This window comes from Streptomyces sp. NPDC053431, from assembly GCF_044544925.1.
Lineage (GTDB): Bacteria > Actinomycetota > Actinomycetes > Streptomycetales > Streptomycetaceae > Streptomyces.
Genome location: NZ_JBITXX010000014.1, coordinates 87,280 through 114,038, shown reverse-complemented (window position 1 = coordinate 114,038; position 26,759 = coordinate 87,280). Strand labels below are relative to the sequence as shown.

Below are 26,759 nucleotides of genomic sequence, written 5' to 3'. Positions count from 1 at the left end.
TCACGGGCCGGTCCTCCCTTGGGTACAAGGGACGGACCGGTCGCTTTTGCGCCATCCCCTGAGTGGTAGAAAGAAAACCCGCTCACATCAAGGGGGAAGCGCTGATGACCCAGCCGCCCAGCAACCAGCCGCCGGGGCCGGGGGGCTTCGGCGCTCCGGACCCGAACCCGAACCCGGGCCAGAACGTCCCGCCGGTGCCGCCGCAGGCACCTCCGGTCCCGCCGCAGGCGCCTCCGGTGCCGCCGCAGGCTCCGGCCCAGGCCCCGCCGCAGGCCGCCCCGCAGCAGCCTCCGGTGCCGCCGCAGACCGCGCCGCCCGCGCAGCCCGGCCCGTACGGCTACCCGCAGCAGGCCCCGCAGCAGCCCGGCCCCTACGGCTATCCGCAGCAGGCGCCCGGACCGTACGCCCAGCAGCCCGGCCCCTACGCCCAGCAGCCCGGCCCCTACGCCCAGCAGCCGGGTCCGTACGGCCAGCAGCCCGGCCCGTACGGTCAGCAGAACCCTTACGGCGGTTATCCGACCGCCGCCACGCCGGCCGCGTCCGGCGGCGGCAAGGGCCCCTTCAAGGGCAAGCCCGGCGTCATCATCGCCGCGGCCGCCGCCGCGCTGCTCCTGATCGGCGGCGGCACCTGGATCGCCGTCAGCGGCGGCGACGACAAGGACCCGGTCGCCCAGCCGACCACGTCCGCCACCACCGGCCCCAAGCCGACCGAGTCCGTCGACAAGGGCGACGGCAAGGGCGACGGCGGCGAAGGCGGCCCCGAGGACCTCAACGCCGGCCGCAAGGACGGCGAAGCGAAGATCAACTGGCTGCTCGCCAACAACACCGACCTGCCCAAGAACGGCGCCGACGTGTACGGCCCGTGGATCGTCGGCGACACCGTCGTCAAGGCCATGTACAAGGGCATCGACGGCTACAGCCTCGCCGACGGCTCCGCCAAGTGGCACATCGACGTGCCCTACGAGCTGTGCGCCGCCCCGCCCGAGCCCAACGCCGACGGCCTCATGGTCTTCGCGTACAACGACAGCGCCGGCGACAAGGCCAAGTGCCTGGAGATGCAGCAGGTCGACCTCAAGACCGGCAAGGCGGGCTGGAAGAAGTCCATCCCGAAGCCGACCGGCCTCTTCGCGTTCTCCGACAACACCCTCGCCATCAGCGGCAACACGGTGACCGCCTCCGGCTCCAGCTCCGCCTACGGCTTCTCGGTGGCCGACGGCCGGCAGCTCTTCACCTCGCCGACCAGCGGCTGCAAGCCCTACGCCTACGCGGGCGGCAGCAAGCTGATCGCCGCCTCCAAGTGCCCCTCGGGCGACGTGAGTAAGGAGTCGCACGCGGTCAGCGAGGTCGACCCGAACACCGGCAAGCCCAAGTGGACCTTCAAGCTGCAGACCAACTGGGAGGTGGACCGGATCTACTCGGTCGACCCGCTGGTCGTCTCCGCCACGCAGCGCGAGGAGAAGAAGTGGGCGATCTTCTCGCTCACGGCCGCCGGCAAGGAGCGCTCGCAGATCCAGGGCGGCACCGACAAGTTCGCCCCGCGCTGCGGCGGCAGCTTCGTGGTCTTCGGCAAGAACCTGCAGGGCTGCACCGGCGTCGCCGCCGACCAGAACACCTTCTACATGGCGACCGACACGCAGTACGGCACGCCCAACGAGGTCGTCGCCTTCGATCTCAACACCGGCAAGGCCAAGTGGCGTTCCAAGGCGCCCGGTGAGCAGCAGATGAAGCCGCTGCGCATGGAGGGCTCCGAGGTGCTGGTCTACATCGAGCCCCGCTACGACACGGGCGGCGCGGTCGCGACCATCGCCCCGACGGGCGGCGCCCCGAAGGTGCTGCTCCAGCACCAGGCGGCCGTCACCGACCTCGAGAGCTCCTTCTACGACGCCGGCTACGCCTGGTCCAACGGCACGTTCGTGATCGCGGCCGGCCGGGTCTCCGCCGCCAACGACAAGGCGGAGAAGGAGACCAAGACGATGATGGCCTACGGCAAGTGACGCCCCGCCCGTCCCGTCCGTCCACCGACCTTTCCGAGGAACCCACGCCATGACGCAGCCGCCGCCACCGCCCAACCAGCCCCCGGGGCCGCCCCCGGGCGGTTTCGGCGCGCCGCAGGACCCCCCGCCGGGCGGGTTCGGCGCGCCGACGCCCCCGCCGCAGCAGCCGCCGGCCCAGCCGCCGTACGGCTATCCGCAGCAGCCCCCGCAGGCGCCGCAGCAGCCTCCCTACGGCTACCCGCCGCAGCAGGAGCAGCCGCAGCCCTACGGCTACCCGCAACAGCCGGGGCAGCCGGTCCAGCCGCCGTACGGCTACCCGACGCAGCCGCAGTACCCGCAGGTGCCGCAGCAGCCCGTCCCCGGGGCGCCCGGCGGCGGCCGGAAGCTGTCCGCGCAGCTGCAGATCGTCATCGCGGCGGTCGTGGCCGTCGTGCTGCTCATCGGCGGCGGCCTCTGGTACGCCAACTCCGGCGGCGGTGAGGAGGAGACGGGCGCCAAGGGCACCTCCGGCGCCACCAGCGGTGGCAAGGACGGTGGCACGGGCGGTATCGGCGGGGGCGGCAAGGAGAAGGTCCCGGCCGACACCAAGGCCAAGCTCGCCTTCCAGCTGCCGGTGCCGGCGGTGCCGGACGTCACCGACGTCTCCGGCTCCTGGATCACCGACAAGGCGTACGTGAAGGCGGGCGTCAACTCGGTGGTCGGCTACGACCTGGACAAGGGCACGGCCCTGTGGACCCTGCCGCTGACCGGTCAGGTCTGCGGCGCCTCGCGCCACATGACGGCCGACTTCAAGGTGCCGATCCTCTTCGAGGCGACCAAGCGGGTCCCGCCGCGCTACTTCCAGCCGTGCACCGAGATCGGCCTGGTCGACCTCACCACCGGCAAGCTGGTGTGGCAGACCTCGATCACCGGCGGCACCGCCGGCGACAAGAAGGTCTCCTTCTCGGAGATCACCCTGCACGGCCAGACCGTCGCGGCCGGCGGCCTCGACGGCGGCGCCGCCTTCGACCTGGCCAACGGCAACCCGCGCTGGAAGCCGCAGGCCAACGCGGGCGACTGCGAGGACCTGGGGTACGGCGGCGGCGAGGGCGGCCTCGTCGCGGTCCGCAAGTGCGGCTCGTACGACAACCCGACGGTCACGATCCAGAACCTCAACCCGCTGACCGGCCAGCCGGTCTCGCAGTACAAGATGCCCCCGGGCGTCGACTTCGCGGCGGTCGTCTCCACCAAGCCGCTGGTCGTGGCGGCCGACGTCAACGACGCCTCCGAGGACGGCAGCGGCGTCTCGGACTTCTTCTCCATCGACGAGAAGACCGGGAAGCTGAAGGCGAAGATCACGGCGGACTCCAAGCGCTACGCGCCGCGCTGCCGCGGGACCAGGGTCGAGGGCTGCACCCAGCTCGCCGTCGGCAACGGGCGGCTCTACCTGCCCACCGAGGAGCACGAGGGCAGCACCGGCGAGTACGGCGACGAGACCAACGAGATCGTCTCCTTCGACCTGGCCACCGGGCAGATGCAGCCGGAGAAGGCGGACGCGGGCGACCGCTACAACCTGATCCCGCTGCGGATGGACGGCGGCAACCTCATCGCCTACAAGTGGCCGCCCTACGACAAGGGCGGGCAGGTCGTCTCCATCGACGGCGGCACGATGAAGTCGACGCTGCTGATGGAGAACCCCTCGGACAAGGAGACCCGGACCGCCGAGACGAGCTTCAGCTCGATCGGCGCCGAGTTCCGGTACGGCGGCGGGCGGCTGTTCATCTCGGACACGCTGATCAGCAAGACCAAGGCCGCGACCTCCATGTACGACAAGAAGTATCTGGCCGTGGCCTTCACGACGGCCGGCTGACGCCTCCGTCCGCTCCACGAGAGCCCCGGAAGGGCCCCTCCGCTCACGGAGGGGCCCTTTTCGTGGGTTCCGGGCCGGGCGGTCGTCGCGATTGGGGCAAAGCGGGGCGGGGGAGTGTGTACCTTGCCGGGCAGCAGGGTGGCCGGGGGACGGCCGGCCCGCGCTTGGGGATGGGGGAGGATCGATGGGCGTTCGGCTCATGGTGGTCGACGACCACCGACTGCACGCGGAGGCGCTGGCCTCGGCGCTGAAGCTGCGCGGGCACCGGGTGCTCGCCGCGGCCGCGCCGGTGGCGGGGGCCGCGGAGCTGGTGGTGAGCCGCGCGCCGGAGGTCTGTCTGCTCGGCACGTCGGCGCCCGCCGAGCCGGGCACCTTCGACCCGGTGGTGCGCATCAAGCGGGAGCGGCCGCAGGTGGCGGTCGTGGTGCTGGGGCCGGTGCCCTCGCCGCGCGGGATCGCGGCGGCCTTCGCGGCCGGCGCCTCCGGGTACGTGCGGCACGACGAGCGCATCGAGGGCGTCGAGCGGGCGCTGGTGAAGGCGCGGGCGGGGGAGGCGGCGGTGGCGCCGCAGCTCATCCAGAGCGCGTTCGCCGAGCTGCTGAACCCGGCGGCGCAGCCCGACGACGAGGCGCAGCGGCTGCTGCGGCTGCTGACCCCGCGCGAGGCGGAGGTCCTGGTGCGGGTGGCGGAGGGGGAGGACACCCGGCTGATCGCCGCGGGCATGGCGATCGCGCCGAGCACCGCGCGCACGCACGTACAGCGGGTGCTGATGAAGCTGGGGGTGGGTTCGCGCCTGGAGGCGGCGGCGCTGGCGGCCCGTACGGGGCTTCTCGACCGCGTTCCGGTGCAGCGGGCGTAGCTCCGGGGCCGCGGGCTTAGGGGGCGGCCCAGGGCGGAGCCGCGAGCTGCGGGGGCGGCCCAGGTGTGGTTCGTGGGCTGTGGGGCGCGGGAGCGGCCCAGGGCGTGTTCGTGGGCCGTGGGGAGCGGGAGGCGGGCCCCGGCGTGGGCCGTGGCCGCAGGGCGTCGCCCATTCGTTCTTCTGTGTGGTCGTGGCGGGAGGGGTGTTGACCTTCGATGTTTGATTGTGATTTTTTGTGGGTGGTTCTGTTTGGTAGAGGCTGATGGAGGCCGCCCGCCGTGAAGAAGACCGTCACCCGCCTCGCCGACGGGCGGGAGCTCCTCTACTTCGACGCGCACGCCGACCGCGTCCGCGACGCCGTCGACCGCCGGCCCCTCGACCCCGTGACCTCCGCCTCCGAGGTCCGGCACGACCCGCTGCTCGGCGAGGACGTCGCCATCGCCTCGCACCGGCAGGGGCGCATCTTCCACCCGCCGGCCGACACCTGCCCGCTGTGCCCCTCCACCGAGGCCTGGCAGAGCGAGATCCCGGCCGCCGACTACGAGGTCGTCGTCTTCGAGAACCGTTTCCCCTCGCTGTCCGGCGCCAACGGGCGCTGTGAGGTCGTCTGCTTCACCTCCGACCACGAGGCGTCCTTCGCCGACCTGAGCGAGGAGCGCGCCGCCCTCGTCCTCGCCGCCTGGACCGACCGCACCGCCGAGCTGTCCGCCCGGCCCGGTGTCGAGCAGGTCTACTGCTTCGAGAACCGGGGCGCCGAGATCGGCGTCACGCTCGCCCACCCGCACGGGCAGATCTACGGCTTCCCCTTCACCGCCCCCCGGACCGCCACCATGCTGCGCAACGCCGCCGCGCACCGCGCCCGCACCGGGCGCAACCTCTTCGAGGACGTCCTGGAGCGGGAGCGGGCCGGTGAGCGGGTGGTGCTCGCCGGGGAGCACTGGACCGCGTTCGTGCCGTACGCCGCCCGCTGGCCGTACGAGGCGCACCTCTACCCGCACCGGCGCACGACCACCCTGACCGGGCTCGACGCGGCGGCCCGGGAGGAGTTCCCGCGGCTCTATCTGGAGCTGCTGCGCCGCTTCGACCGCCTCTTCGGGGCCGGCGAGCCGCCCACGCCGTACATCGCCGCCTGGCACCAGGCGCCGGTGAGCCACGCCGACCGGGAGGAGTTCGCGCTGCACCTGGAGCTTTTCACCGTCCGGCGGGCCTCTGGCAAGCTGAAGTACCTCGCGGGCACCGAATCCGGCATGGGCGCGTTCATGAACGACGTCTCGCCGGAGTCCGCGGCCGACAGACTCCGAGAGGTGGCAAGCAGTTGAGCAAGTACTTGGTGACGGGTGGGGCCGGCTACGTGGGCAGCACGGTCGCCGCCCACCTCCTGGAGGCGGGCCACGAGGTCACCGTCCTCGACGACCTCTCCACCGGCTTCCGCGAGGGCGTCCCCGCCGGCGCCTCGTTCGTCGAGGGCCGCATCCAGGACGCCGGGCGGTGGCTCGACGCTTCGTACGACGGCGTGCTGCACTTCGCCGCCTTCTCGCAGGTCGGCGAGTCCGTCGCCAAGCCCGAGAAGTACTGGGAGAACAACGTCGGCGGCACCATGGCGCTCATCGCCGCCATGCGCGAGGCCGGGGTGCGCAAGCTCGTCTTCTCGTCGACCGCCGCCACCTACGGCGAGCCGAAGAGCGTGCCGATCACCGAGTCCGCGCCGACCGCGCCGACCAACCCGTACGGCGCCACCAAGCTCGCCGTCGACCACATGATCACCGGCGAGTGCGCCGCGCACGGCCTCGCCGCGGTCTCGCTGCGCTACTTCAACGTGGCCGGCGCCTACGGGGAGTGCGGCGAGCGGCACGACCCCGAGTCGCACCTCATCCCGCTGGTGCTGCAGGTGGCGCTCGGCAAGCGCGAGGCCATCAACGTCTACGGCGACGACTACCCGACCCCCGACGGCACCTGCGTCCGCGACTACATCCACGTCGCCGACCTCGCCGAGGCCCACCTGCTCGCGCTCGACGCGATGACCGCCGGCGAGCACCTCGTCTGCAACCTCGGCAACGGCAACGGCTTCTCCGTCCGGGAGGTCGTCGAGACCGTCCGCAAGGTCACCGGCCACCCGGTGCCCGAGGTCATGGCCGAGCGCCGCGCCGGGGACCCGGCCGTGCTCGTCGCCTCCGCCGACACCGCGCGCGAGCGGCTCGGCTGGACCCCCTCCCGCCCGGATCTGGCGGCCATCGTCGAGGACGCCTGGGCGTTCGCACGGAAGAAGGAGCAGACAGAGGCATGAGCGGTGTCGGGGCGGGTGTCGCGGCCGGGTTCGAAGCGCTGTACGGGGCGGCCCCCGACGGGGTCTGGGCCGCTCCTGGGCGGGTCAACCTGATCGGGGAGTACACCGACTTCAACGAGGGCTTCGTGCTGCCGCTCGCCCTGCCCCACACGGCCGTGGCCGCCGTGTCCCGCCGGGACGACGGCGTGCTGCGGCTGCACTCCCGCGACATCGGGGGCGGCGTCGTCCAGCTCGACGTCGCCGCCCTGGAACCGGGCACGGGGGGCGGCTGGGCCGCCTACCCGGCCGGCGTGGTGTGGGCGCTGCGGGAGGCAGGGCACGCGGTGACGGGCGCCGACGTGCACCTGGCGTCCACCGTTCCGACGGGGGCGGGGCTGTCGTCCTCCGCCGCCCTGGAGGTCGTCGTCGCCCTCGCCCTGAACGACCTGTTCGGGCTGGGGCTCTCGCGCTCCGAGCTCGCCGTGGTGGCCCAGCGGGCCGAGAACGGGTTCGTGGGCGTGCCGTGCGGGGTCATGGACCAGATGGCGTCCGCGTGCGCCGTCGAGGGGCACGCGCTGTTCCTCGACACGCGGGACCTGGCGTACCGGCAGGTGCCGTTCGACCTCGCGGCCGAGGGCCTCTCCCTGCTCGTCGTCGACACCCGGGTCAGCCATGCGCTCGGGGACGGCGCGTACGCGGAGCGGCGCGCCGGGTGCGAGGCCGGTGCGCGGGCGCTCGGCGTGCGCGCGCTGCGCGACGTGCCGGCCGTGCAACTGCCCGATGCCCTCGGGCGTTTGACCGACGAAACGGTTCGTCGGTACGTCCGGCACGTCGTCTCCGACAACGACCGGGTGGCGCGGACCATCGCGCTCCTCGACGCCGGGCGGCCGCGGGCGGTCGGCGCGCTGCTGACCGAGGGCCACGCCTCGCTCCGGGACGATCTCCGGGTGTCCTGCGCGGAGCTGGACCTGGTCGTCGCCACGGCCGTGGCGACGGGCGCCCTGGGGGCCCGGATGACCGGGGGCGGCTTCGGCGGGTCCGCCGTCGTCCTGGTCGAGGCGGACCGGGCCGGCGCGGTCACGGCCGCCGTGGAGAAGGCCTTCGCCGACGCCGGGTTCGCCGCGCCCGCCGTCTTTCCGGCGGTGCCGTCGGCGGGGGCGCGCCGCGTGATCTGACGCGGCGCACGGCGACTTCGGCGTTTTCGCCTCCGGTGGGGGGCGCCGGCCGTACCCTGGTGCGCAGCGCCGGTGGGGGCCGGTGCTGATTCAGGGGTATCGAGAGCCGCCGGGTACGGCGTCCGGGGTGGGGTAACTGTCAAGGCACGGCGGCGGCCGTGCGACGACGGACCCGTCCCCGGCGCCGTGCCCGCGCCGGCCCGTTCCTCGATCACTTGGGGGTGTCCGTGGCCCGCATCCGGGTCCTGGTGGTGGACGACCACCGTGTCTTCGCCGAGTCGCTGGCCGCTGCCCTGGCGGCGGAGCCCGACGTGGACGTCGCCGCCGCGGGAAGCGGGCCGGCCGCTCTGCGCTGTCTGGACCGGGCCGCGGCCGAGGGCCGGCGCTTCGACGTGCTCCTGGTCGACGCCGATCTGGGCGGGGCCGACGGGGTCGAGCTGGTGAGCGAGGTGCGCGCCGGGCGGCCCGGGGTGCGGGCCGTGGTGCTCGCCGAGAAGGACGACGCCCGGCGCGCGGCGCTCGCCCTGCAGGCCGGGGCCTGGGGGTGGGTGGCCAAGGACTGCTCGCTGCAGCGGCTGCTCGCGGTGGTGCGGGGCGTGCTCCGGGACGAGACCCATCTGCCGCCGGCCCTGCTGACGGGGGTCCTGAAGGAGCTGACCGAGGCCCGCCGGCACCGTACGGAGAGCGAGCGGCTCGTCGAGTCGCTGACCCCGCGCGAGCAGGAGGTGCTGCGCTGCATGGTGGCCGGTCTCGGCCGCAAGGCCGTCGCCGAGCGCCTGTTCCTGTCGCCGCACACCGTGCGGACGCACATGCAGAACGTCCTGGGGAAGCTCGGGGTGCACTCCACGCTGGCGGCGGTCGCGCTGGCGCGCCGGGCCGGCGTGGGGCCGGCGGACGAGCCCGGGCCGGTCGGACCGACCCTGGGCTCGGTCGGCCAGGCCCTAGCCGGGGATGTTGTCGAACGGGGCGGTCAGCTGGCGTAGCAGGGCCGCCAGTTCGCCGCGCTCGGTGCGCGAGAGGCGGGCCAGGATCGCCCGCTCCTGGGCGAGCAGTCCCGCCAGGGCCTGGTCGGCGCGGTCGCGGCCCTCGGGGGTGAGCCGGACCAGGACCCCGCGGCGGTCGCTGGGGTCCGGGAGCCGCTCGACGAGGCCCTTCTTCGTGAGCCGGTCGATGCGGTTGGTCATGGTGCCCGAGGTGACCAGCGTCTGGGTGAGCAGCTGTCCGGGGGAGAGCTGGTAGGGCGCGCCGGCCCGCCGCAGCGACGTGAGCACGTCGAACTCCCAGGGCTCCAGCTGGTGCTCGGAGAAGGCGAGCCGACGGGCGCGGTCGAGGTGCCGGGCCAGGCGTGAGACACGGCTGAGCACCTCGAGCGGTTCCACGTCGAGGTCCGGGCGCTCACGGCGCCATGCAGCGACCAGTCGGTCGACCTCGTCCTCCATGGCGATCAGTGTAGAGGGTCTGTTGACATAAAGTCTCTTGTATTTGAGATTCTCGATACCAAGTATCTTGACGTCGAGATATAGTCTTCTTGACTATGGGGAAGGGACCGGGCCGGAACTCCGTTCCGCTTCGGCAACTCGTTCCAGCAAGGGGGCTTCGAACATGCATTCCGTGGACTCCGCCGCACCCACGTGGGACCCACAGCAGTACCTGCGCCACTCCAGTCACCGCACCCGTCCGTTCCTCGACCTGCTCGCCCGAATACCGCAACTGCCGAACCAGAGCCGTCCCGCCCGGGTCGCCGACCTCGGCTGCGGGCCCGGCAACGTCACGGCGCTCCTCGCCGACCGCTGGCCCGACGCCCACATCACCGGATTCGACCTGTCGCCCGAGATGCTGGAGCGGGCCGAGAAGGACTGGGCCGGCACGACCGGGGGCGGCGGCTGGCTCGACTTCAGGCCGGCCGACGCGGCGCACTGGACGCCGGAGGAGCCGTACGACCTGATCGTCTCCAACGCGGCCCTGCAGTGGGTGCCCAACCATCCCGAGTCCTTCGCGATCTGGATCGACGGGCTGCGGCCCGGCGGCACGTTCGCCTTCCAGGTGCCCGGCAACTTCACCTCACCCAGCCACGCCCTCCTCGGGGAGCTCTGCGAGAGCCCCGAGTGGCGGCACCGGGTCGGGGACCAGGGGCGACGCTTCGTGCACATCCTGGAGCCCGGCGAATACCTGCAGCGGCTCTCCGACCTCGGCTGCGTGACCGACGTCTGGGAGACCACGTACCACCAGATGCTGCTGGGGGAGGACCCGGTCCTGGAGTGGGTCAAGGGCACCGCGCTGCGTCCCGTGCTGACCGCCCTGAGGGACGACCGGGAGGCCACCGAGGCCTTCCTCGCCCAGTACCGGGAGAAGCTGCGCGAGGTCTACCCGCCGGGGCCCCACGGCACCGCGTTCCCGTTCCGCAGGATCTTCGCCGTCGCCACGAAGGGTGTCTGATGTTACGAGCCGTCGACCACGTGCAGCTCGCCGCTCCGGCCGGGAGCGAGCCGCTGCTGCGTGACTCCTACGCCGGGGTCCTCGGCGTGACCGGGATCCCCGAGCCGCCCGTGCTCGCCGCGCGCGGCGGCTGCTGGTTCGCCGCCGGAGCCGTGCGGCTGCGTCCGGGGGTGGAGGAAGACTTCCGGGCCGCCGGGAAGGCCCACCCGGGGCTGCGGGTCGAAGGGATCGCCGACTACGCGTCCCGCCTGGAGAGACGCGGCGCCCGGGTGGTCCGGGACGACCACCTGCCGGGGTACCGGCGCTTCCGCTCCGAGGATCCGGTCGGCAACCGGCTGGAGTTCCCGGAGCCCTGGGAGTGATTCGGGGGCGGGGCGCCTCCGGGCGCCCCGCCCCCGGGGTTCAGTTCTTCCGGTGCCCTATCAGCCGGGGCTTCTGCTCCAGACCGTCCAGACCGTGCCAGGCCAGGTTCACCAGATGGGCCGCCACCTCGGCCTTCTTCGGCTTGCGGACGTCCAGCCACCACTGCCCCGTCAGCGCCACACTGCCGACCAGCGCCTGCGCGTACAGCGGGGCCAGCTTCGGGTCGAAGCCGCGGGCCTTGAACTCCAGACCCAGAATGTCCTCCACCTGGGTGGCGATGTCGCTGATCAGCGAGGCGAAGGTGCCCGTGGACTGGGCGACCGGCGAGTCCCGCACCAGGATGCGGAAACCGTCCGTGTACCGCTCGATGTAGTCGAGGAGGGCGAACGCGGCCTGCTCCAGCAGCTCCCGCGGGTGGCCGGCGGTCAGCGCGCCGGTGACCATGTCCAGCAGCTGGCGCATCTCCCGGTCCACCACGACCGCGTACAGACCCTCCTTGCCGCCGAAGTGCTCGTACACGACCGGCTTGGAGACCCCCGCCTTCGCGGCGATCTCCTCGACCGAGGTGCCTTCGAAGCCCTTCTCCGCGAACAGCGTGCGACCGATGTCGAGGAGCTGCTCACGGCGCTCCGCACCCGTCATCCTCACCCGGCGGCCACGCCGGGGCTTCTGCTCGCTCGCGCTGGGGGAACTGCCGTCGATCGCCACATCCTCCATCATGCCGCGTCGGCGGGCGCGCTCCGGCGCCGGGCGTCGATCCTCGCCGCCGCCGGCCAGCGCACGTCGTACGCCCAGCCCAGCCGCTCGAACCAGCGGATCAGCCGCGCGCTGGAGTCGACCTGGCCCCTGAGGACCCCGTGCCGGGCCGAGGTCGGGTCCGCGTGGTGCAGGTTGTGCCAGGACTCGCCGCAGGACAGCACCGCCAGCCACCACACGTTGCCCGAGCGGTCGCGCGACTTGAAGGGGCGCTTGCCGACCGCGTGACAGATCGAGTTGATCGACCACGTGACGTGGTGCAGCAGCGCGACGCGCACCAGCGAGCCCCAGAAGAAGGCCGTGAACGCGCCCCACCAGGACATCGTCACCAGGCCGCCGACCAGCGGCGGGATCAGCAGCGACACCACCGTCCACAGGACGAACTGGCGCGAGATGGTGCGGATCGCATTGTCCTTGATCAGATCCGGCGCGTACTTGTGCTGCGGCGTCTGCTCCTCGTCGAACATCCAGCCGATGTGCGCCCACCACAGGCCCTTCATCAGGGCCGGCACCGTCTCGCCGAACCGCCACGGCGAGTGCGGGTCGCCGTCCGCGTCGGAGAACCTGTGGTGCTTGCGGTGGTCCGCCACCCAGCGGACCAGCGGCCCCTCGACGGCCAGCGAGCCCATGATCGCCAGCGCGATCCGCAGCGGACGCTTCGCCTTGAAGGAGCCGTGGGTGAAGTAGCGGTGGAAGCCGATCGTGATGCCGTGGCAGCCGATGAAGTACATCGCCGTCATGAGCCCCAGATCCAGCCAGCTCACCCCCCACCCCCAGGCCAGCGGCACCGCCGCGACCAGGGCGACGAAGGGCACCGTGATGAACAGCAGCAGCGTGATCTGCTCGATCGAGCGCTTGTTGTCCCCGCCCAGCGTGGCGGAGGGCAGGGCCTGAGCGGTGTCGAGCACCTCGGACTCCGAGGTCACCTCGGGGCTTGTCGTCATGGGTGTCCCCTGGGGGGTGAGGGTGAGGGTGTGTACGGAAAAGGGGCCGAGGCTACGGTCCCGTAACCTACGGCGACGTAAGTATGGCAGCGCGTCGGCTCGCGGCAAGAGCGCCAAAGCCGGGGCGTCCGCCGCGCCGCGAACACGGACACCTATCCTGGGTGCGTCGGACAGCGCGGTCCGCAAGCCTCCAGTACCCCTCCAGACGTGCTCAAACACTGCAAGGAGCCGCACCTGTGAGCAGTGCCGACCAGACCTCCACCGCCAGCGCCGAACTGCGCTCCGACATCCGCCGACTGGGCGACCTCCTCGGCGAGACCCTCGTGCGCCAGGAAGGCCCGGAACTCCTCGAACTCGTCGAGAAGGTCCGCCGCCTCACCCGCGAGGACGGCGAGGCCGCCGCCGAGCTGCTGCGCGGCGTGGAACTCGAGACCGCCGGCCGGCTGGTCCGCGCGTTCTCCACCTACTTCCACCTCGCCAACGTCACCGAGCAGGTGCACCGCGGCCGCGAGATGCGCGAGAAGCGGGCCGCCGAGGGCGGCCTCCTCGCCCGCACCGCCGACATGCTCAAGGACGGCGACCCGGCGCACGTACGCGAGACGATCAAGAACCTCAACGTACGGCCGGTCTTCACCGCCCACCCCACCGAGGCCGCCCGCCGCTCGGTGCTCAACAAGCTCCGCCGGATCGCCGCCCTCCTGGAGACCCCGGTCATCGAGGCCGACCGGCGCCGCCACGACCTGCGGCTCGCCGAGAACATCGACCTCATCTGGCAGACGGACGAGCTGCGGGTCGTCCGGCCCGAGCCGGCCGACGAGGCCCGCAACGCCATCTACTACCTCGACGAGCTGCACGGCAACGCCGTCGGCGACGTCCTGGAGGACCTCGCCGCCGAGCTGGAGCGCGTCGGCTTCGAGCTGCCCGCCGGCACCCGCCCGCTCACCTTCGGCACCTGGATCGGCGGCGACCGCGACGGCAACCCCAACGTCACCCCGCAGGTCACCTGGGACGTGCTGATCCTCCAGCACGAGCACGGCATCACCGACGCCCTCGAGGTCGTCGACTACCTGCGCGGCCTGCTCTCCAACTCCATCCGCTACGCCGGCGCCACCGAGGAGCTCCTGGAGTCCCTCCGCGCCGACCTCGAGCGGCTGCCCGAGATCAGCCCCCGCTACAAGCGCCTCAACGCCGAGGAGCCCTACCGGCTCAAGGTCACCTGCGTCCGGCAGAAGCTCCTCAACACCCGCGAGCGCCTCGCCAAGGGCACCCCGCACGAGGAGGGCCGCGACTACCTCGGCACCGCCGAGCTGCTGCGCGACCTCACCCTGATCCAGACCTCGCTGCGCGCGCACCGCGGCGGCCTGTTCGCCGACGGCCGGATGGACCGCACCATCCGCACCCTGGCCGCCTTCGGCCTCCAGCTCGCCACCATGGACGTCCGCGAGCACGCCGACGCCCACCACCACGCCCTCGGCCAGCTCTTCGACCGGCTCGGCGAGGAGTCCTGGCGCTACGCCGACATGCCGCGCGACTACCGGCAGAAGCTGCTCGCCAAGGAGCTCCGCTCCCGCCGCCCGCTCGCGCCGACCCCCGCGCCGCTGGACGCCGCCGGCCAGAAGACCCTCGGCGTCTTCCGGACCGTCAAGCGGGCCCTGAAGGTCTTCGGACCCGAGGTCATCGAGTCCTACATCATCTCGATGTGCCAGGGCGCCGACGACGTCTTCGCCGCCACCGTCCTCGCCCGCGAGGCCGGCCTGATCGACCTGCACGCCGGCTGGGCCGAGATCGGCATCGTGCCGCTCCTGGAGACCACCGACGAGCTCAAGGCCGCCGACGTCATCCTCAACGACATGCTGGCCGACCCCTCCTACCGGCGCCTCGTCTCGCTGCGCGGCGACGTCCAGGAGGTCATGCTCGGCTACTCCGACTCCTCCAAGTTCGGCGGCATCACCACCTCCCAGTGGGAGATCCACCGCGCCCAGCGCCGGCTCCGCGACGTCGCCCACCGCTACGGCGTCCGCCTGCGCCTCTTCCACGGCCGCGGCGGCACCGTCGGCCGCGGCGGCGGCCCCTCGCACGACGCGATCCTCGCCCAGCCCTGGGGCACCCTGGAGGGCGAGATCAAGGTGACCGAGCAGGGCGAGGTCATCTCCGACAAGTACCTGATCCCGTCCCTCGCGCGGGAGAACCTCGAACTGACCGTCGCGGCCACGCTGCAGGCCTCCGCCCTGCACACCGCGCCCCGCCAGTCCGACGAGGCCCTCGCCCGCTGGGACGCGGCCATGGACACCGTCTCCGAGGCCGCCCACGCCGCCTACCGGCGCCTGGTCGAGGACCCCGACCTGCCCGCCTACTTCTTCGCCTCCACGCCCGTGGACCAGCTCGCCGACCTGCACCTGGGCTCGCGCCCCTCGCGCCGCCCCGACTCCGGCGCCGGGCTCGACGGACTCCGCGCCATCCCGTGGGTGTTCGGCTGGACCCAGTCCCGCCAGATCGTCCCCGGCTGGTTCGGCGTCGGCTCCGGCCTGAAGGCGCTGCGCGAGGCCGGTCTCGACGCCGTCCTCGGCGAGATGTACGAGCGGTGGGGCTTCTTCCGCAACTTCCTCTCCAACGTCGAGATGACGCTGGCGAAGACGGACCTGCGGATCGCCCGCCACTACGTCGACACCCTCGTGCCCGACGAGCTCAAGCACGTCTTCGAGGCGATCGAGGCCGAGCACCGGCTCACCGTCGAGGAGGTCCTGAAGGTGACGGGCGGCGAGCAGCTGCTCGACTCCAACCCGGTGCTCCAGCAGACCTTCGCCATCCGCGACGCCTACCTGGACCCGATCTCCTACCTCCAGGTCGCCCTGCTGCACCGCCAGCGGGCCGCCGCCGAGCGCGGCGAGGAACCGGACCCGCTGCTCTCCCGCGCGCTGCTGCTCACGGTCAACGGCGTGGCGGCCGGCCTGCGCAACACCGGCTGAGATCCCTCCCGTACACACGACGGTGCCCCCGCCGGAGCCAGGCTCCGGCGGGGGCACCGTCGTCGTTCAGGCGCTGCCTCAGTGCTGCTGGGCCTTGCGGCGGCGGGTCACCAGGAAGGCGCCGGCGGCCGCGAGGGCCACGGCGACACCGGCGAGGATGCCGACGGGGGCGCTGGAGCCGGTCTCGGCGAGGTTGCCGTCGGAACCGCCGTTGGAGCCGCCGTTGGAGCCGGGCGCCTCGGTGGTGCCGGGCGTGGTGGCGGACGGCGACTCGGACCCGCCCGGCGTACCGGTGCTGGGCGTGCCCGACGGGGTGCCGGACGGCGTGCCCGACGGGGTGCCGCTCGGGGTGCCGGAGGGGGTGCCGGACGGCGTGCCGGTGGGCTCCTCGCCCGGCTTGCAGTCGGTCTTGAAGACCTTGTGCTTGGCGCGGCCGTTCTCGCCCTCGAAGTTCCAGAACAGCTTGTACTGGCCGTTCGGGAGGGTCATGTCCTCGGTGCGCTCGTGGCCCTGGCCGTCGAGGACGAGAGCGCCCTCCTTGACCGTGGTGCCCTTCTCCTGGTCGTTGTTGGCCCAGGCCTCGATGTGCCACAGGACCTTCTGCTCGGCGTCGAAGCCGAAGGCGTCCAGGTAGAAGGAGCAGACCTTGGGCTCGTTCTTCTTGAGCTCTTCGCCGGTCTTGGCATCGTGGATCTTCACGGTGCCGTTGTCGCCCTTGGGCTTTCCGGTGGCGGAGGCGACCGGGGCGAGCAGCAGGGAAGCCGCGGTGACGGTGCTGACCACCGTGGCGGCGGAAATGAGGGTACGTCGCATAAGGCTGCTGTCCATCTGAGAGATGAGAGGGATGCCGTGGGAGGTGGCGAGGGGCAGCCTATCCATCGCCTTAAGTCACCCTTAACCCAAAGGGCGATAACGATTCGGCGGGATCCGGCCATCGTGTCCGAAAACGCTTAGAGTGCGAAGAACGCGCCCAGTAGAACCGCCGCCCCCGCGGCCGCGAACCCCCACGCCGTCCGCACCAGCCGCAGACCGCCACCGACCAGCGGAGCCGCCAACAGCAGTGCCCCGCCCAGCGGAAGCCACGCGTGCAGACCCCCGCCCCAACCCGTACGGACCGCCTCCTCCGTACCCGGCTTCACCACCACCGGCAGCGTCTCGCCCTTCTCCGCCGCCACCGAGTGCCCGATCGTCAGCGTGTGATGCGACGACCCGGCGGAATCCGGCGTGTAACGGCCACTGCACGTCTCCTCGTTGCAGCCCGTCACCGTCAACGTGCCGTGCTCACGACCCTTCGACAGGAGGACGTGCTGGGCCGTCTCCCAGGACGACCACGCGCCCCCCAAGAGGAGCAGCAGGACGACCAGGGCCACGGCGGCGTTACGGACGTGCGTCATGACCCGCGATCGTACAGTCGTACGGCGCAGGCGCCAGGGGCCGGGCAGCGGCGGCTACCGCAGCCGGGCCGGGCCGATCAGAACGTCGTCGCCACAGACCTGCGCGGGCAGCGGGCGACCCTTCGCGTCGGTCAGCTCGGTCGGGGCGCCGGTGTCGCCCGGAGCGGGGTGGGGCGGCGTCACGTACAGCGACGGCGAGAGGAAGCCGTCCATGAAGCAGTACCCGCCACTCGGGTACGGGTCGTAGAAGAGCGGGAAGTCGACCGTACCGCCCGGCTTCAGGACCACCCGGGCCGCCGCCCCCTGCCCCGGCCGCGGCTTCGCCGTCGTGCCCTGCGCCTTCCCGACGTGCGCGTTGAGCTCCGGATACCCGTCGAGCGCGCAGCGAGCCGCGCCCTTGTTCGTGGCGCTCAGCACGGCGGCCGGCGCGTCCCGCCCGTCGCCGGACGTACGGGTCACCCTCCAGCTCAGGTCCGCCGTCCCGCAGTTCGCCGCGCCCTCCCGGCCACCGTCGCAGGCGACCGCGCCCGACAGCACCACCAGGCCCAGGACCACGACCGCGACCGTCCTCCGTGCCATCGAAACCGCCCCCCCGTCAGGCTCCGCGCCTCCACGGACAGGAAGATGCGGCACCGCCCGTCGAGGTTCCGGCCGCGACCGCCCCACGATCCGCCGGACCGTCCCTACGCGTTGTACGCCGACTGCGCCCGCTCCAGACCCTCCGTCACCAGACACTCCACGGCATCCGCCGCCCGGTCCACGAAGTAGTCGAGCTCCTTGCGCTCCGTCGACGAGAAATCCTTCAGCACGAAGTCCGCGACCTGCATCCGCCCCGGCGGACGCCCGATGCCGAACCGCAGCCGGTGGTACTCCGCGCCCATCGCCTTCGTCATCGACTTCAGACCGTTGTGCCCGTTGTCGCCGCCGCCGATCTTCAGCCGCAGCACCCCGTAATCGATGTCCAGCTCGTCATGGACCGCCACCACATGCGCCGTCGGCACCTTGTAGAAGTCCCGCAGCGCCGTCACCGGCCCGCCCGACAGATTCATGTACGACATGGGCTTCGCCAGCACCACCCGCCGGTTCGCCGGCCCCGGAGCACCCATCCGGCCCTCGACCACCTGCGCCTGCGCCTTCTGCGCCCGCTTGAATCTGCCACCGATCCGGTCGGCCAGCAGATCCACCACCATGAAGCCCACGTTGTGCCGGTTCCCCGCGTACTCCGGGCCCGGATTGCCGAGGCCGACGATCAGCCAGGGGGCGTTCGCGTCGTCCGTCATTGCGTCTCGTCTCCTCGTATCCGCACGTGCTCGGGACAGAAAGAAACGGGGTGACCGGCCCGTGGGCCCGTCACCCCGTCACGTCAGGCAGAGCCTACGACTCAGGCCTCGGCGCCCTCGGCGGCCTCGGTCTCGCCCTCGGCGGCCGGCTCCTCGGCCTGCGCGGCCAGGACCTGCAGGACGACGGCGTCGCCCTCGGTCACCAGGGTCACGCCGTTCGGCAGGGAGATGTCCTGCGCCAGGACGGAGGCACCGGCCTCCAGGCCCTCGACGGAGACCGTCACGGACTCCGGCAGGTGGGTGGCCTCGGCCTCGACCGACAGGGTGTTCAGAACGTGCTCGAGCAGGTTGCCGCCGGCGGCCAGCTCGCCCTCGGCGACGACCGGAACCTCGACGGTGACCTTCTCGCCACGCTTGACCAGAAGCAGGTCGACGTGCTCCAGGAAGCCCTTCAGCGGGTCACGCTGGGCGGCCTTCGGGATGGCCAGCTCGGTGCCCTTGCCCTCGATGTCCAGGGACAGCAGGACGTTCGGGGTACGCAGCGCCATGGCGGTGTCGTGGCCCGGCAGGGTCAGGTGGACCGGGTCCGTGCCGTGGCCGTACAGCACGGCGGGAACCTGCGCGTCACGGCGGATCTTGCGGGCGGCGCCCTTGCCGAACTCGGTACGGATCGACGCGGTGAGCTTCACCTCGGACATGTGCACTCCTCGTAATGTGGTGACGGATGCGACTGTCACCCGGCCCCGACTGGCGTGGGCCTGCTACGAAGAGCGCGTCGATAACGGACCGCCGGCACCACGTGCGACACGCACGGGCACGGCCTCCCTCGCCGAGCAACCACGACAGTCTAACCGGCCCCCTCCAGGCGCCCAAATGGATCAGACCCCCACCCGCGCCGCCCGCACCCGCGCGGCAGCCACCACCACGACCCCGCACGCGAAAGGGCCGCCTCCCGAAGGAAGCGGCCCCTGCTCACCAAACCCCTCTGAGGGTCAGTGCTCCTCGAACAGGCTCGTCACCGAGCCGTCCTCGAACACCTCACGCACCGCGCGCGCGATCGTCGGCGCGATCGACAGCACCGTGATCTTGTCCAGCTCCAGCGCACTCGGATCCGGCAGCGTGTCCGTGAACACGAACTCGCTCACCTTCGAGTTCTTCAGCCGATCCGCCGCCGGACCCGACAGGATGCCGTGCGTCGCCGTCACGATGACATCCTCCGCACCGTGCGCGAACAGCGCGTCCGCCGCCGCACAGATCGTGCCCGCCGTGTCGACCATGTCGTCCACCAGGACACACACACGGCCCTTCACGTCACCCACGACCTCGTGCACCGTCACCTGATTGGCGACGTCCTTGTCACGACGCTTGTGCACGATCGCCAGCGGCGCGTCCAGACGGTCGCACCAACGGTCCGCCACCCGCACCCGACCCGCGTCCGGAGACACGATCGTCAGCTTCGTACGGTCGACCTTCGCACCCACGTAGTCCGCCAGGACCGGCAGCGCCGACAGGTGGTCCACCGGACCGTCGAAGAAGCCCTGGATCTGGTCCGTGTGAAGATCCACGGTCAGGATCCGGTCCGCACCCGCCGTCTTCAGCAGATCGGCCACCAGACGGGCCGAGATCGGCTCACGACCACGGTGCTTCTTGTCCTGACGGGCATAGCCGTACGACGGAATGATCACGGTGATGCTCCGGGCCGAAGCCCGCTTCAGAGCATCGATCATGATCAACTGCTCCATGATCCACTTGTTGATCGGAGCCGTGTGGCTCTGGATCAGGAAGCAGTCCGCGCCACGCGCCGACTCCTGGAACCGAACATAGATCTCACCGTTGGCGAAGTCGAACGCCTTGGTCGGAACGATCCCGACGCCCAGCTGGTGCGCGACCTCCTCGGCCAGCTCGGGGTGGGCGCGGCCGGAGAAGAGCATCAGCTTCTTCTCGCCGGTCGTCTTGATCCCGGTCACAGCACTGTCTCCTCGACGGTTTCTCTGGCCGCGGATCCCCGCGCTCCCGTGCGCGCGTGCGAGCCAGCCGAATTTGTGTGCACGTATCACGGTACGCCGAGTTCGACGTACCCGTTTCCGGTCAGTCTTCGACAGAACCCGTCTCGGACGCCGTCAGAGCGGCCTGCGCAGCGGCACTACCCGGCCGCTTACGAGCCACCCAACCCTCGATATTCCGCTGCTGGCCCCGGGCGACAGCCAGCGCACCCGCCGGCACATCCTTCGTGATCACAGACCCCGCCGCCGTATACGCCCCGTCCCCGATGGTGACGGGAGCCACAAACATGTTGTCCGAACCCGTCTTGCAGTGAGACCCCACCGTCGTGTGGTGCTTCGCCTCACCGTCGTAGTTCACGAAGACACTCGCCGCACCGATATTCGTGTACTCGCCGATGGTCGCGTCACCCACATACGACAGATGAGGGACCTTCGTACCCTCACCGATCTGCGCGTTCTTCATCTCGACGTACGTACCCGCCTTGGACCCCGCGCCCAGAACCGTCCCAGGACGCAGATACGCGTACGGCCCCACCGACGCACCCTCGCCCACCACGGCCGAATCCGCCACCGTGTTGTCCACCCGCGCCCCACGACCCACCGACGTGTCCTGAAGACGAGAATTCGGCCCCACCACAGCATCCTCGGCCACATGCGTCACACCCAGCAGCAGCGTGTTCGGCAGCACCGTCACGTCCGGCTCGAACGTCACCGTCACATCCACGAACGTCGACGCCGGATCCACCACCGTCACACCCGCCAGCATCGCCCGCTCCAGCAGCCGCTCGTTCAGCAACGCACGAGCCTCCGCCAACTGCACCCGGTTGTTGACCCCCAGAATCTCCCGGTGATCCGCCGCCACCGACGCACCCACCCGATGCCCCGCCTCACGAAGAATCGACAGCACATCAGTCAGATACTCCTCACCCTGACTGTTGTCCGTCCGCAACTTCCCCAGCGCATCCGCCAGCAGCACCCCGTCGAACGCGAACACCCCGGAATTGATCTCCCGGATCGCCCGCTGCTCCTCCGACGCGTCCTTGTGCTCCACGATCGCCGTCACCGCACCCGACGCGTCACGCACGATCCGCCCGTAACCCGTCGAATCCGGCACCTCCGCCGTCAGCACCGTCACCGCGTTCCCGTCGGCCGCGTGCGTGCCGGCCAGCGACCGCAACGTCTCCCCGGACAACAGCGGAGTGTCACCACAGACGACCACCACGGTCCCCTCCGGCGCCCGCCCCAGCTCCCGCAGCGCCATCCGCACCGCGTGCCCGGTCCCGTTCTGCTCCTCCTGCACGGCGGTCCGCGTCCCCGCGTAGAACGCGTCCAGGTGACCCTTCACCTGCTCCCGCGCGTGCCCCACGACCACGACCAGGTCCTCGGGCTCCAGCTCACGAGCGGCCGACACCACGTGACCGACGAGCGAACGCCCGGCGATCTCGTGCAGGACCTTGGGGGTCTTCGACTTCATGCGGGTGCCCTCACCCGCTGCGAGGACGACGACGGCTGCCGGGCGGTTGGCGCTCACGGGAATGCCCTTCGGCTTCGGGTGGTGGACTTCCGAAGGATACCGGGGGGTCCAGAGGGGGACATGAGTAAGGGTCCCGACCTGGGAGGTCGGGACCCGAACTGAGCAGCTCCCCTGCCAGGACTCGAACCCGGACATAGGACTCCAAAGGTCCCAGTGCTGCCGATTACACCACAGGGGATGGCAAAGTCGACTAAATCGGACATTACGTCGCGGTGATCGAGTCGACGGCACCTACTATGCCGCACCACCAGCCCTCGATGCGACGGTAAAGCTCGGCGCCTTGCGAGACGCGGATGACGAGGCACCCCCGATAGTCGGGGCCGACGTTCTTCCGGATCGTCTTCGGGTTGTGCGTCTTGATCGTGGTCTTCTGGAAGGAGGCCGGGTCGATACCGACGAGATCGGCCCAGTAGCGTCGCGCGCCTTCGACGTCTGCCGTCGCGTGGATCATGACGCGGAACGTCAGCCGCTCCGGCTCGACCCTCAGCAGGCGTAGCCAGGCCAGGTAGAGCTGAATGACACCCGGATCGCTGTTCACGAACTGGACGTTCTCCCGGCGCGAGTACGGCTTGTCCTTCGCGCCCTCCGCCCAGTAAAGAGCGGTCCCGGCGAACAGGAGCTCGCGCTCGGTCATCGAGCCGATCTCCAGGCTCGCGGCCTGCTTGGTCCTGCGGCGTTCCGCGTCGCGCACCGCCAGCTCGTGCTCCCAGCGCTTCCGTGCGGCGATCCTGGCCTGTTCGGTGGGATCGCGGCGCTCCGGCTTCGGCAGGTCCCGCACCCACAGCGAGATCGAGCTCTTCGAGCAGCCCAGCTCGAGCTGGATCTGGTCGTAGGTCTTGCCCTCCAGGCGGAGCTCGCGGGCGCGGGCGCGGAGGTCGTCCTTGGCGCGGGGTCGCTTCGTCCAGTCCGGAGGCGGCTCGCCCTTGACGAGCCGGTGAAGGAGGTCGTTGTTGTAGATCTGCAGGCGGTCGCGGATCTGGCGGAGGCTGAGGCCCTCTCGGCGTAGGGCGATGGCCTGGTCACGGAGGGCTTCGAAGTCGGCGTAGCGACTCGTTTCGGGTGTCATGCGAGAAAGCGTCGTCCGGAATGCGGACGTCCGGGTCGAAAACGCGGTCGATTCAACAGTTCGAGGGACTGGTGTGCGTGCGTGTTGACGGGTGGGGGTTCGGGGCCGGTGGGAGGCGGGTAATTCGGTGGCGGTCGCCCGTAGGGTGGAGGCATGACCACAACGGGGGCGGATCGGGACGCGGTGGTGCCGCGTACCTGGTGGTGGTGGGGGAGACGGCGCAGCGCGGTGCTGGATGTGACGCTGGGCGTCGTGTCCGCGCTGGAGTGCGGGCTCGAGGGGGTCGGTTTCGCGCAGCAGGCGTCGTTGCCGGTGCCGGCGGGGGTGCTGTTCGGGCTGCTGGTCGGGTCGGTGCTGCTGGTGCGGCGTCGGTGGCCGATCACGGTGGTGCTGGTGTCGATCGCCGTGACGCCCGCCGAGATGGGCTATCTGATGGGGATCGTCGGCCTGTATTCGCTGGCCGCGTCCGAGGTGCCCCGGCGGTTCACGGCGGCGTTGGCCGGTATGTCGACGGTCGCGGTGTACATCGTGACGGTGGTGCGGATGCGCCAGGATGTCGCGCAGGCGGACGCGGGGCGGCCTGATTTCGATCCGAGCGGCTGGTACGTGCCGGTCGTGTCGCTGTTCATGACCTTGGGGCTGAACGCTCCGCCGTTGCTGTTCGGCCTGTACATAGGGGCGCGTCGCCGGCTGATGGAGTCGTTGCGGGAGCGTGCGGACAGTCTGGAGCAGGAGCTGTCGCTGCTGGCGGACCGGGCGGAGCAGCGGGCGCAGTGGGCGCGGCAGGAGGAGCGGACGCGGATCGCGCGGGAGATGCACGACGTGGTGGCGCATCGTGTGTCGTTGATGGTGGTGCACGCGGCGGCGTTGCAGGCGGTGGCGTTGAAGGATCCGCAGAAGGCGGTGCGGAACGCGGCGCTGGTGGGGGACATGGGTCGGCAGGCGTTGACGGAGCTGCGGGAGATGTTGGGGGTGTTGCGGGAGGAGCCGTCGTCCTCCTCGTCGCCGGTGGTTCCGGCGGTGTCGTCGGTGGTGCCGTTGGCGGCGGTGGGTCGGGCGGCGGCTGCGGCGGCGGAGGCGGCGGCGGGGGGCGGGGCCGAGGCGGGGGGTCCGTGTCTGGACGCCTTGGAGGCGTTGGTGGAGCAGTCGCGGCAGGCGGGTGCGGTGGTGGAGCTGGTGGTGCTCGGTGAGGGGCGGCCGTACGGGGCGGAGGTCGAGCAGACGGCGTACCGGGTGGTTCAGGAGGCGTTGACGAACGTCCACAAGCATGCGGCGGGCGCGAAGGTGGTGGTTCGTCTGGCGCATCGTGAGGCGGAGGTCGCGATGCAGGTGGAGAACGGTCCGTCGGATGCGACGGCCGCGGACGCGCATCTGCCGAGCGGGGGGAACGGTCTGGTGGGGATGCGGGAGCGGGTGACCCGTCTGGGTGGGGTGTTCGTGTCGGGTCCGACGGACGCGGGGGGTTTCCGGGTGAGTGCGGTGTTGCCGGTGGCGGTCGTTTCGTAGAGCTGTCGCTCTTTCTGCGGTGCCGCCACCGGGCCTTACGGTGCCGCGACCAGGCGGGTGGGCTGGGTGCCGGTGACGAGGGTGGCGAGGGCCGTGTCGATGTCGCGGCCGAGGAACCAGTCGCCGGTGTGGTCGATGCTGTAGACGCGGCCTTCGATGTCCATGGCGAGGACGGCGCGTTGTGCGCCGTCCTCGCCCTCTTCTCCGAGCGGGGCGAGTTCGGTGTCGAGGGCGCGGCCGAGGTCGCCGAGGGTGCGGGCGAGGTGGAGGCCGGCGAGGGGGTCGAAGCGTACGGTCGCGGGGGCTATCTGGCGTCCGTGGCCGGGGGAGGTGACGCGGAGGCCGCCGAATTCGGCCCAGGCTTCGACGACGGCGGGGAAGACGCTGTGCCGGTGGCCGGCGGGTGAGACGTGGGCGCGCAGGAGGTCGGCCCAGTGTTCGGCGAGCTGTATGTCCCAGCGGCCGGGCTGCCAGCCGGCCTCGCGGAGGGCGGCGTCGACGTTGACCGGGAATCGGGTGCTGTTCAGGTCGGGCATGGGGTGTGGGTCAGCCGTTCTGGGCGGTGGTGCCGGTGGTGCCGGTGGTGGGGTCGACGGCGCGGACCCCGAAGTGCGCGAGCATGGCCGTACAGGAGCGGCAGGGGGCGGCGTAGCTGCCGTGCAGCGGGTCGCCGTCCTCGCGGATGCGGCGGGCGGTGAGTTTGGCGTGCTTGAGGGAGCGGCGGGCCTCGCTGTGGGTGAGTGGTTTGCGCTGGGCGCGTTTGGAGCGGGTGTTCTCGGCGGCGGTGAGGTGCCGGGAGAGCAGGATGGCTTCGGGGCAGCGTCCGGTGAAGCGTTCGCGCTGGCCGCTCGTGAGGGTGTCGAGGAAGTCCTGGACGAGCGGGTGGAGGGTGGGTGGCAGGTCGCCGCGGGCGGCGGTGCAGGTGAGGGTTTCGCCGCGGACGGAGAGGGCGGCGCCGACGGTGGGCAGGATGCCGTCGCGGCGGTGCCGCAGTAAGGGGGCGCGGTGGGTGTCGGTGGCGCTGCCCCAGCTGAGGCGTGGGTCACCCTGCGTGGGCGTCGGTGCCGGTGTTGCGCTTGCGTGCATGGTGCTCGTCTTCCCCTCCTGCAATCCCCCGAGTTGCGTGCACAGCCTGCCAAACGGGGTGCCCGATGGGGAAGCTGGGGCGCGGAAACGTGCTTTCGGTGTGTCGGAATCATGGCGTTGTTGTCATGCGGTGGTGACAGTTGGTCACCGTGGGCGGGGTGGTGGGGTCCGGGCGGGGCGGGCCGGGTCGGGGGCTTGTGGCAGCGCATAGGCTGTGCGGACCACCAGCCAGTAGAAGCCACAGGCAGAAGCAGCCAGCAGCCACTCAGGGGGCAACCGCCATGACGACAGGTCGGCTCGGCCAGGACACCGCGCCGCCGAATGCGGCGTACGCCGGTCAGGTCGTGCACTTCCCGGATCCGGTCCGGGCCTCCCGTCATCCCCGAGGGGTGCGGGTGGACGAGCGCGGCTACCCGGACTTCTCTCCGTACGCGCGTGCGGCGGCGGAGATCGCGGATCCGCCGGAGGGTTTCGGCGTCGACGAGCTTCGTCTGACGGATTACGTGTCGGCGAACGCGGCGCTGGCGGCGACGGGTCATGAGTTGTGGGACACGATTCCGGCGGTGGCGACGCCGCACGGCTGGACGTGGCATCACGTGGCGCATTCGCGGCGTCTGGAGTTGGTTCCGGTCGAGGTGAAGGCGTTGCTGCGGCATCACGGCGGGGTGGCGACGGCGCGGTCGGTGGATCACGCGAAGCGTGGTACGCGGCCGTTGGCGGAGACGCGGCCGGCGCATTTCGGGCTGCCGAAGCGTGTGGTGTCGGTGTCGGAGCAGCAGGTGCAGGGTGTGGAGGAGGACCTGGGGTACCGCCTGCCGGGCGCGTACCGCTCCTTCCTGAAGGCGGCGGGCGGTGCGGCGCCGGTGGGTACGGCGCTCGACGCGGAGCTGGGTCTGCTGGTGGATCAGCCGTTCTTCACGCTGCGCGAGGAGGCGGGGGTCAACGACCTCGTCTATGTGAACAAGTGCCTGCGGGACCATCTGACGAAGGACTACCTGGGGGTGGCGTTCGTGCAGGGCGGTCTGCTGGCGGTGAAGGTGAAGGGCGCGGCGGTCGGTTCGGTGTGGTTCTGCCCGTACGACGACGCGCGGGACGGCGGCGAGGTGGCGGCCGGGTGGACGGTGGACGAGCGGGTGGAGCGGTTGCTGTTGCCGTGCGGTGCGGACTTCGACGAGTTCCTGCAGCGTCTCGCGGGGCGTCCGCCGGAGTTGGAGACGGTGGCGAACCTGATGGTGGACGGCGGCTTCGCGCGTGCCGTGCCTGTGGTCCCGGTGGGGGAGTGAGC

25 protein-coding genes and 1 tRNA gene are annotated in these 26,759 nt (G+C 71.3%); 12 read left to right on the top strand and 14 right to left on the bottom strand.

What is annotated here, in order from left to right:
• Nucleotides 1-104: 104 nt before the first annotated feature.
• From ACIGXE_RS28160 to ACIGXE_RS28130, 7 genes are all read left to right on the top strand, one after another.
• The gene (locus ACIGXE_RS28160; RefSeq protein ID WP_399751675.1) at nt 105-1,994 is read left to right on the top strand and encodes a PQQ-binding-like beta-propeller repeat protein; all 1,890 of its coding nucleotides are present in this window, start codon (nt 105-107) and stop codon (nt 1,992-1,994) included.
• 49 nt (nt 1,995-2,043) lie between these two features.
• Nucleotides 2,044-3,843 (top strand): PQQ-binding-like beta-propeller repeat protein, encoded by a 1,800-nt coding sequence (locus tag ACIGXE_RS28155; RefSeq protein WP_399751674.1) that lies wholly within the window; start codon nt 2,044-2,046, stop codon nt 3,841-3,843.
• Between the two features lie 184 nt (nt 3,844-4,027).
• Nucleotides 4,028-4,702 (top strand): LuxR C-terminal-related transcriptional regulator, encoded by a 675-nt coding sequence (locus tag ACIGXE_RS28150; RefSeq protein ID WP_376637033.1) that lies wholly within the window; start codon nt 4,028-4,030, stop codon nt 4,700-4,702.
• Between the two features lie 278 nt (nt 4,703-4,980).
• Entirely contained in the window at nt 4,981-6,021 is a 1,041-nt protein-coding gene (galT, locus tag ACIGXE_RS28145; RefSeq protein WP_399751673.1) for a galactose-1-phosphate uridylyltransferase, read from the top strand.
• Nucleotides 6,018-6,986: a UDP-glucose 4-epimerase GalE gene (galE, locus tag ACIGXE_RS28140; protein ID WP_399751672.1), complete on the top strand. Its 969-nt coding sequence runs from the start codon at nt 6,018-6,020 to the stop codon at nt 6,984-6,986. Before galT ends, galE begins: the two co-directional genes overlap by 4 nt.
• Entirely contained in the window at nt 6,983-8,140 is a 1,158-nt protein-coding gene (galK, locus tag ACIGXE_RS28135) for a galactokinase (RefSeq protein WP_399751671.1), read from the top strand. The genes galE and galK overlap by 4 nt, the downstream gene beginning before the upstream one ends.
• A gap of 227 nt (nt 8,141-8,367) precedes the next feature.
• The gene (locus ACIGXE_RS28130; protein ID WP_399751670.1) at nt 8,368-9,123 is read left to right on the top strand and encodes a response regulator; all 756 of its coding nucleotides are present in this window, start codon (nt 8,368-8,370) and stop codon (nt 9,121-9,123) included.
• Here ACIGXE_RS28130 and ACIGXE_RS28125 read toward each other — a convergent pair.
• Entirely contained in the window at nt 9,082-9,579 is a 498-nt protein-coding gene (locus ACIGXE_RS28125) for a MarR family winged helix-turn-helix transcriptional regulator (protein ID WP_046906954.1), read from the bottom strand. The two genes, ACIGXE_RS28130 and ACIGXE_RS28125, sit on opposite strands and share 42 nt — an antisense overlap.
• A 163-nt stretch (nt 9,580-9,742) precedes the next feature.
• On the opposite strand from ACIGXE_RS28125, the gene ACIGXE_RS28120 reads away from it, so the two are divergent.
• Complete coding sequence (locus ACIGXE_RS28120) at nt 9,743-10,576, top strand: trans-aconitate 2-methyltransferase (RefSeq protein ID WP_399751669.1); 834 nt, start codon at nt 9,743-9,745, stop codon at nt 10,574-10,576.
• Nucleotides 10,576-10,938 (top strand): glyoxalase, encoded by a 363-nt coding sequence (locus ACIGXE_RS28115; protein WP_399751668.1) that lies wholly within the window; start codon nt 10,576-10,578, stop codon nt 10,936-10,938. The genes ACIGXE_RS28120 and ACIGXE_RS28115 overlap by 1 nt, the downstream gene beginning before the upstream one ends.
• A gap of 40 nt (nt 10,939-10,978) precedes the next feature.
• Here the strand turns inward: ACIGXE_RS28115 and ACIGXE_RS28110 are convergent, their stop codons facing one another.
• The gene (locus ACIGXE_RS28110; RefSeq protein ID WP_399751759.1) at nt 10,979-11,656 is read right to left on the bottom strand and encodes a TetR/AcrR family transcriptional regulator; all 678 of its coding nucleotides are present in this window, start codon (nt 11,654-11,656) and stop codon (nt 10,979-10,981) included.
• Nucleotides 11,656-12,639 carry an acyl-CoA desaturase gene (locus ACIGXE_RS28105; protein WP_399751667.1) on the bottom strand — a complete coding sequence of 328 codons (984 nt, stop codon included), beginning with the start codon at nt 12,637-12,639 and terminating at the stop codon, nt 11,656-11,658. Before ACIGXE_RS28105 ends, ACIGXE_RS28110 begins: the two co-directional genes overlap by 1 nt.
• Nucleotides 12,640-12,875: 236 nt before the next feature.
• Here ACIGXE_RS28105 and ppc point away from each other — a divergent pair, with 236 nt between their 5' ends.
• On the top strand, nt 12,876-15,605 hold the full coding sequence (ppc, locus tag ACIGXE_RS28100; protein ID WP_399751666.1) for a phosphoenolpyruvate carboxylase: 2,730 nt from the start codon (nt 12,876-12,878) through the stop codon (nt 15,603-15,605).
• 78 nt (nt 15,606-15,683) lie between these two features.
• Here ppc and ACIGXE_RS28095 read toward each other — a convergent pair whose 3' ends face one another.
• From ACIGXE_RS28095 to ACIGXE_RS28055, 9 genes are all read right to left on the bottom strand, one after another.
• A complete protein-coding gene (locus ACIGXE_RS28095; RefSeq protein ID WP_399751665.1) occupies nt 15,684-16,433 on the bottom strand; it encodes an LPXTG cell wall anchor domain-containing protein in 750 nt (249 codons plus the stop codon).
• Between the two features lie 122 nt (nt 16,434-16,555).
• The gene (locus ACIGXE_RS28090; RefSeq protein ID WP_399751664.1) at nt 16,556-16,999 is read right to left on the bottom strand and encodes a hypothetical protein; all 444 of its coding nucleotides are present in this window, start codon (nt 16,997-16,999) and stop codon (nt 16,556-16,558) included.
• 54 nt (nt 17,000-17,053) lie between these two features.
• Entirely contained in the window at nt 17,054-17,578 is a 525-nt protein-coding gene (locus ACIGXE_RS28085) for a DUF4232 domain-containing protein (protein ID WP_399751663.1), read from the bottom strand.
• Between the two features lie 104 nt (nt 17,579-17,682).
• Entirely contained in the window at nt 17,683-18,279 is a 597-nt protein-coding gene (gene pth / locus ACIGXE_RS28080; RefSeq protein WP_399751662.1) for an aminoacyl-tRNA hydrolase, read from the bottom strand.
• A gap of 101 nt (nt 18,280-18,380) precedes the next feature.
• Nucleotides 18,381-18,977 carry a 50S ribosomal protein L25/general stress protein Ctc gene (locus ACIGXE_RS28075; protein WP_399751661.1) on the bottom strand — a complete coding sequence of 199 codons (597 nt, stop codon included), beginning with the start codon at nt 18,975-18,977 and terminating at the stop codon, nt 18,381-18,383.
• Between the two features lie 294 nt (nt 18,978-19,271).
• A complete protein-coding gene (locus ACIGXE_RS28070) occupies nt 19,272-20,246 on the bottom strand; it encodes a ribose-phosphate diphosphokinase (protein WP_365345360.1) in 975 nt (324 codons plus the stop codon).
• 121 nt (nt 20,247-20,367) lie between these two features.
• The gene (glmU, locus tag ACIGXE_RS28065; protein ID WP_399751660.1) at nt 20,368-21,813 is read right to left on the bottom strand and encodes a bifunctional UDP-N-acetylglucosamine diphosphorylase/glucosamine-1-phosphate N-acetyltransferase GlmU; all 1,446 of its coding nucleotides are present in this window, start codon (nt 21,811-21,813) and stop codon (nt 20,368-20,370) included.
• Nucleotides 21,814-21,922: 109 nt separating this feature from the next.
• Nucleotides 21,923-21,994, bottom strand: a tRNA-Gln gene (locus ACIGXE_RS28060).
• A gap of 24 nt (nt 21,995-22,018) precedes the next feature.
• Complete coding sequence (locus ACIGXE_RS28055; RefSeq protein WP_399751659.1) at nt 22,019-22,882, bottom strand: hypothetical protein; 864 nt, start codon at nt 22,880-22,882, stop codon at nt 22,019-22,021.
• Between the two features lie 153 nt (nt 22,883-23,035).
• Between ACIGXE_RS28055 and ACIGXE_RS28050 the strand changes: the two genes are divergently transcribed.
• Entirely contained in the window at nt 23,036-24,388 is a 1,353-nt protein-coding gene (locus tag ACIGXE_RS28050) for a sensor histidine kinase (protein WP_399751658.1), read from the top strand.
• A gap of 35 nt (nt 24,389-24,423) precedes the next feature.
• Here the strand turns inward: ACIGXE_RS28050 and ACIGXE_RS28045 are convergent, their stop codons facing one another.
• Both ACIGXE_RS28045 and ACIGXE_RS28040 read right to left on the bottom strand, forming a co-directional pair.
• Nucleotides 24,424-24,924 carry an SUKH-3 domain-containing protein gene (locus tag ACIGXE_RS28045; protein ID WP_399751657.1) on the bottom strand — a complete coding sequence of 167 codons (501 nt, stop codon included), beginning with the start codon at nt 24,922-24,924 and terminating at the stop codon, nt 24,424-24,426.
• A 10-nt stretch (nt 24,925-24,934) separates the two neighbouring features.
• Nucleotides 24,935-25,474, bottom strand: a complete 540-nt coding sequence (locus ACIGXE_RS28040) for a YwqJ-related putative deaminase (RefSeq protein ID WP_399751656.1) — start codon at nt 25,472-25,474, stop codon at nt 24,935-24,937.
• A gap of 281 nt (nt 25,475-25,755) precedes the next feature.
• Here ACIGXE_RS28040 and ACIGXE_RS28035 point away from each other — a divergent pair, with 281 nt between their 5' ends.
• Nucleotides 25,756-26,757, top strand: coding sequence for an HNH endonuclease (locus tag ACIGXE_RS28035; RefSeq protein ID WP_399751655.1), 1,002 nt, complete (start codon nt 25,756-25,758; stop codon nt 26,755-26,757).
• The last annotated feature ends 2 nt before the right edge of the window (nt 26,758-26,759 follow it).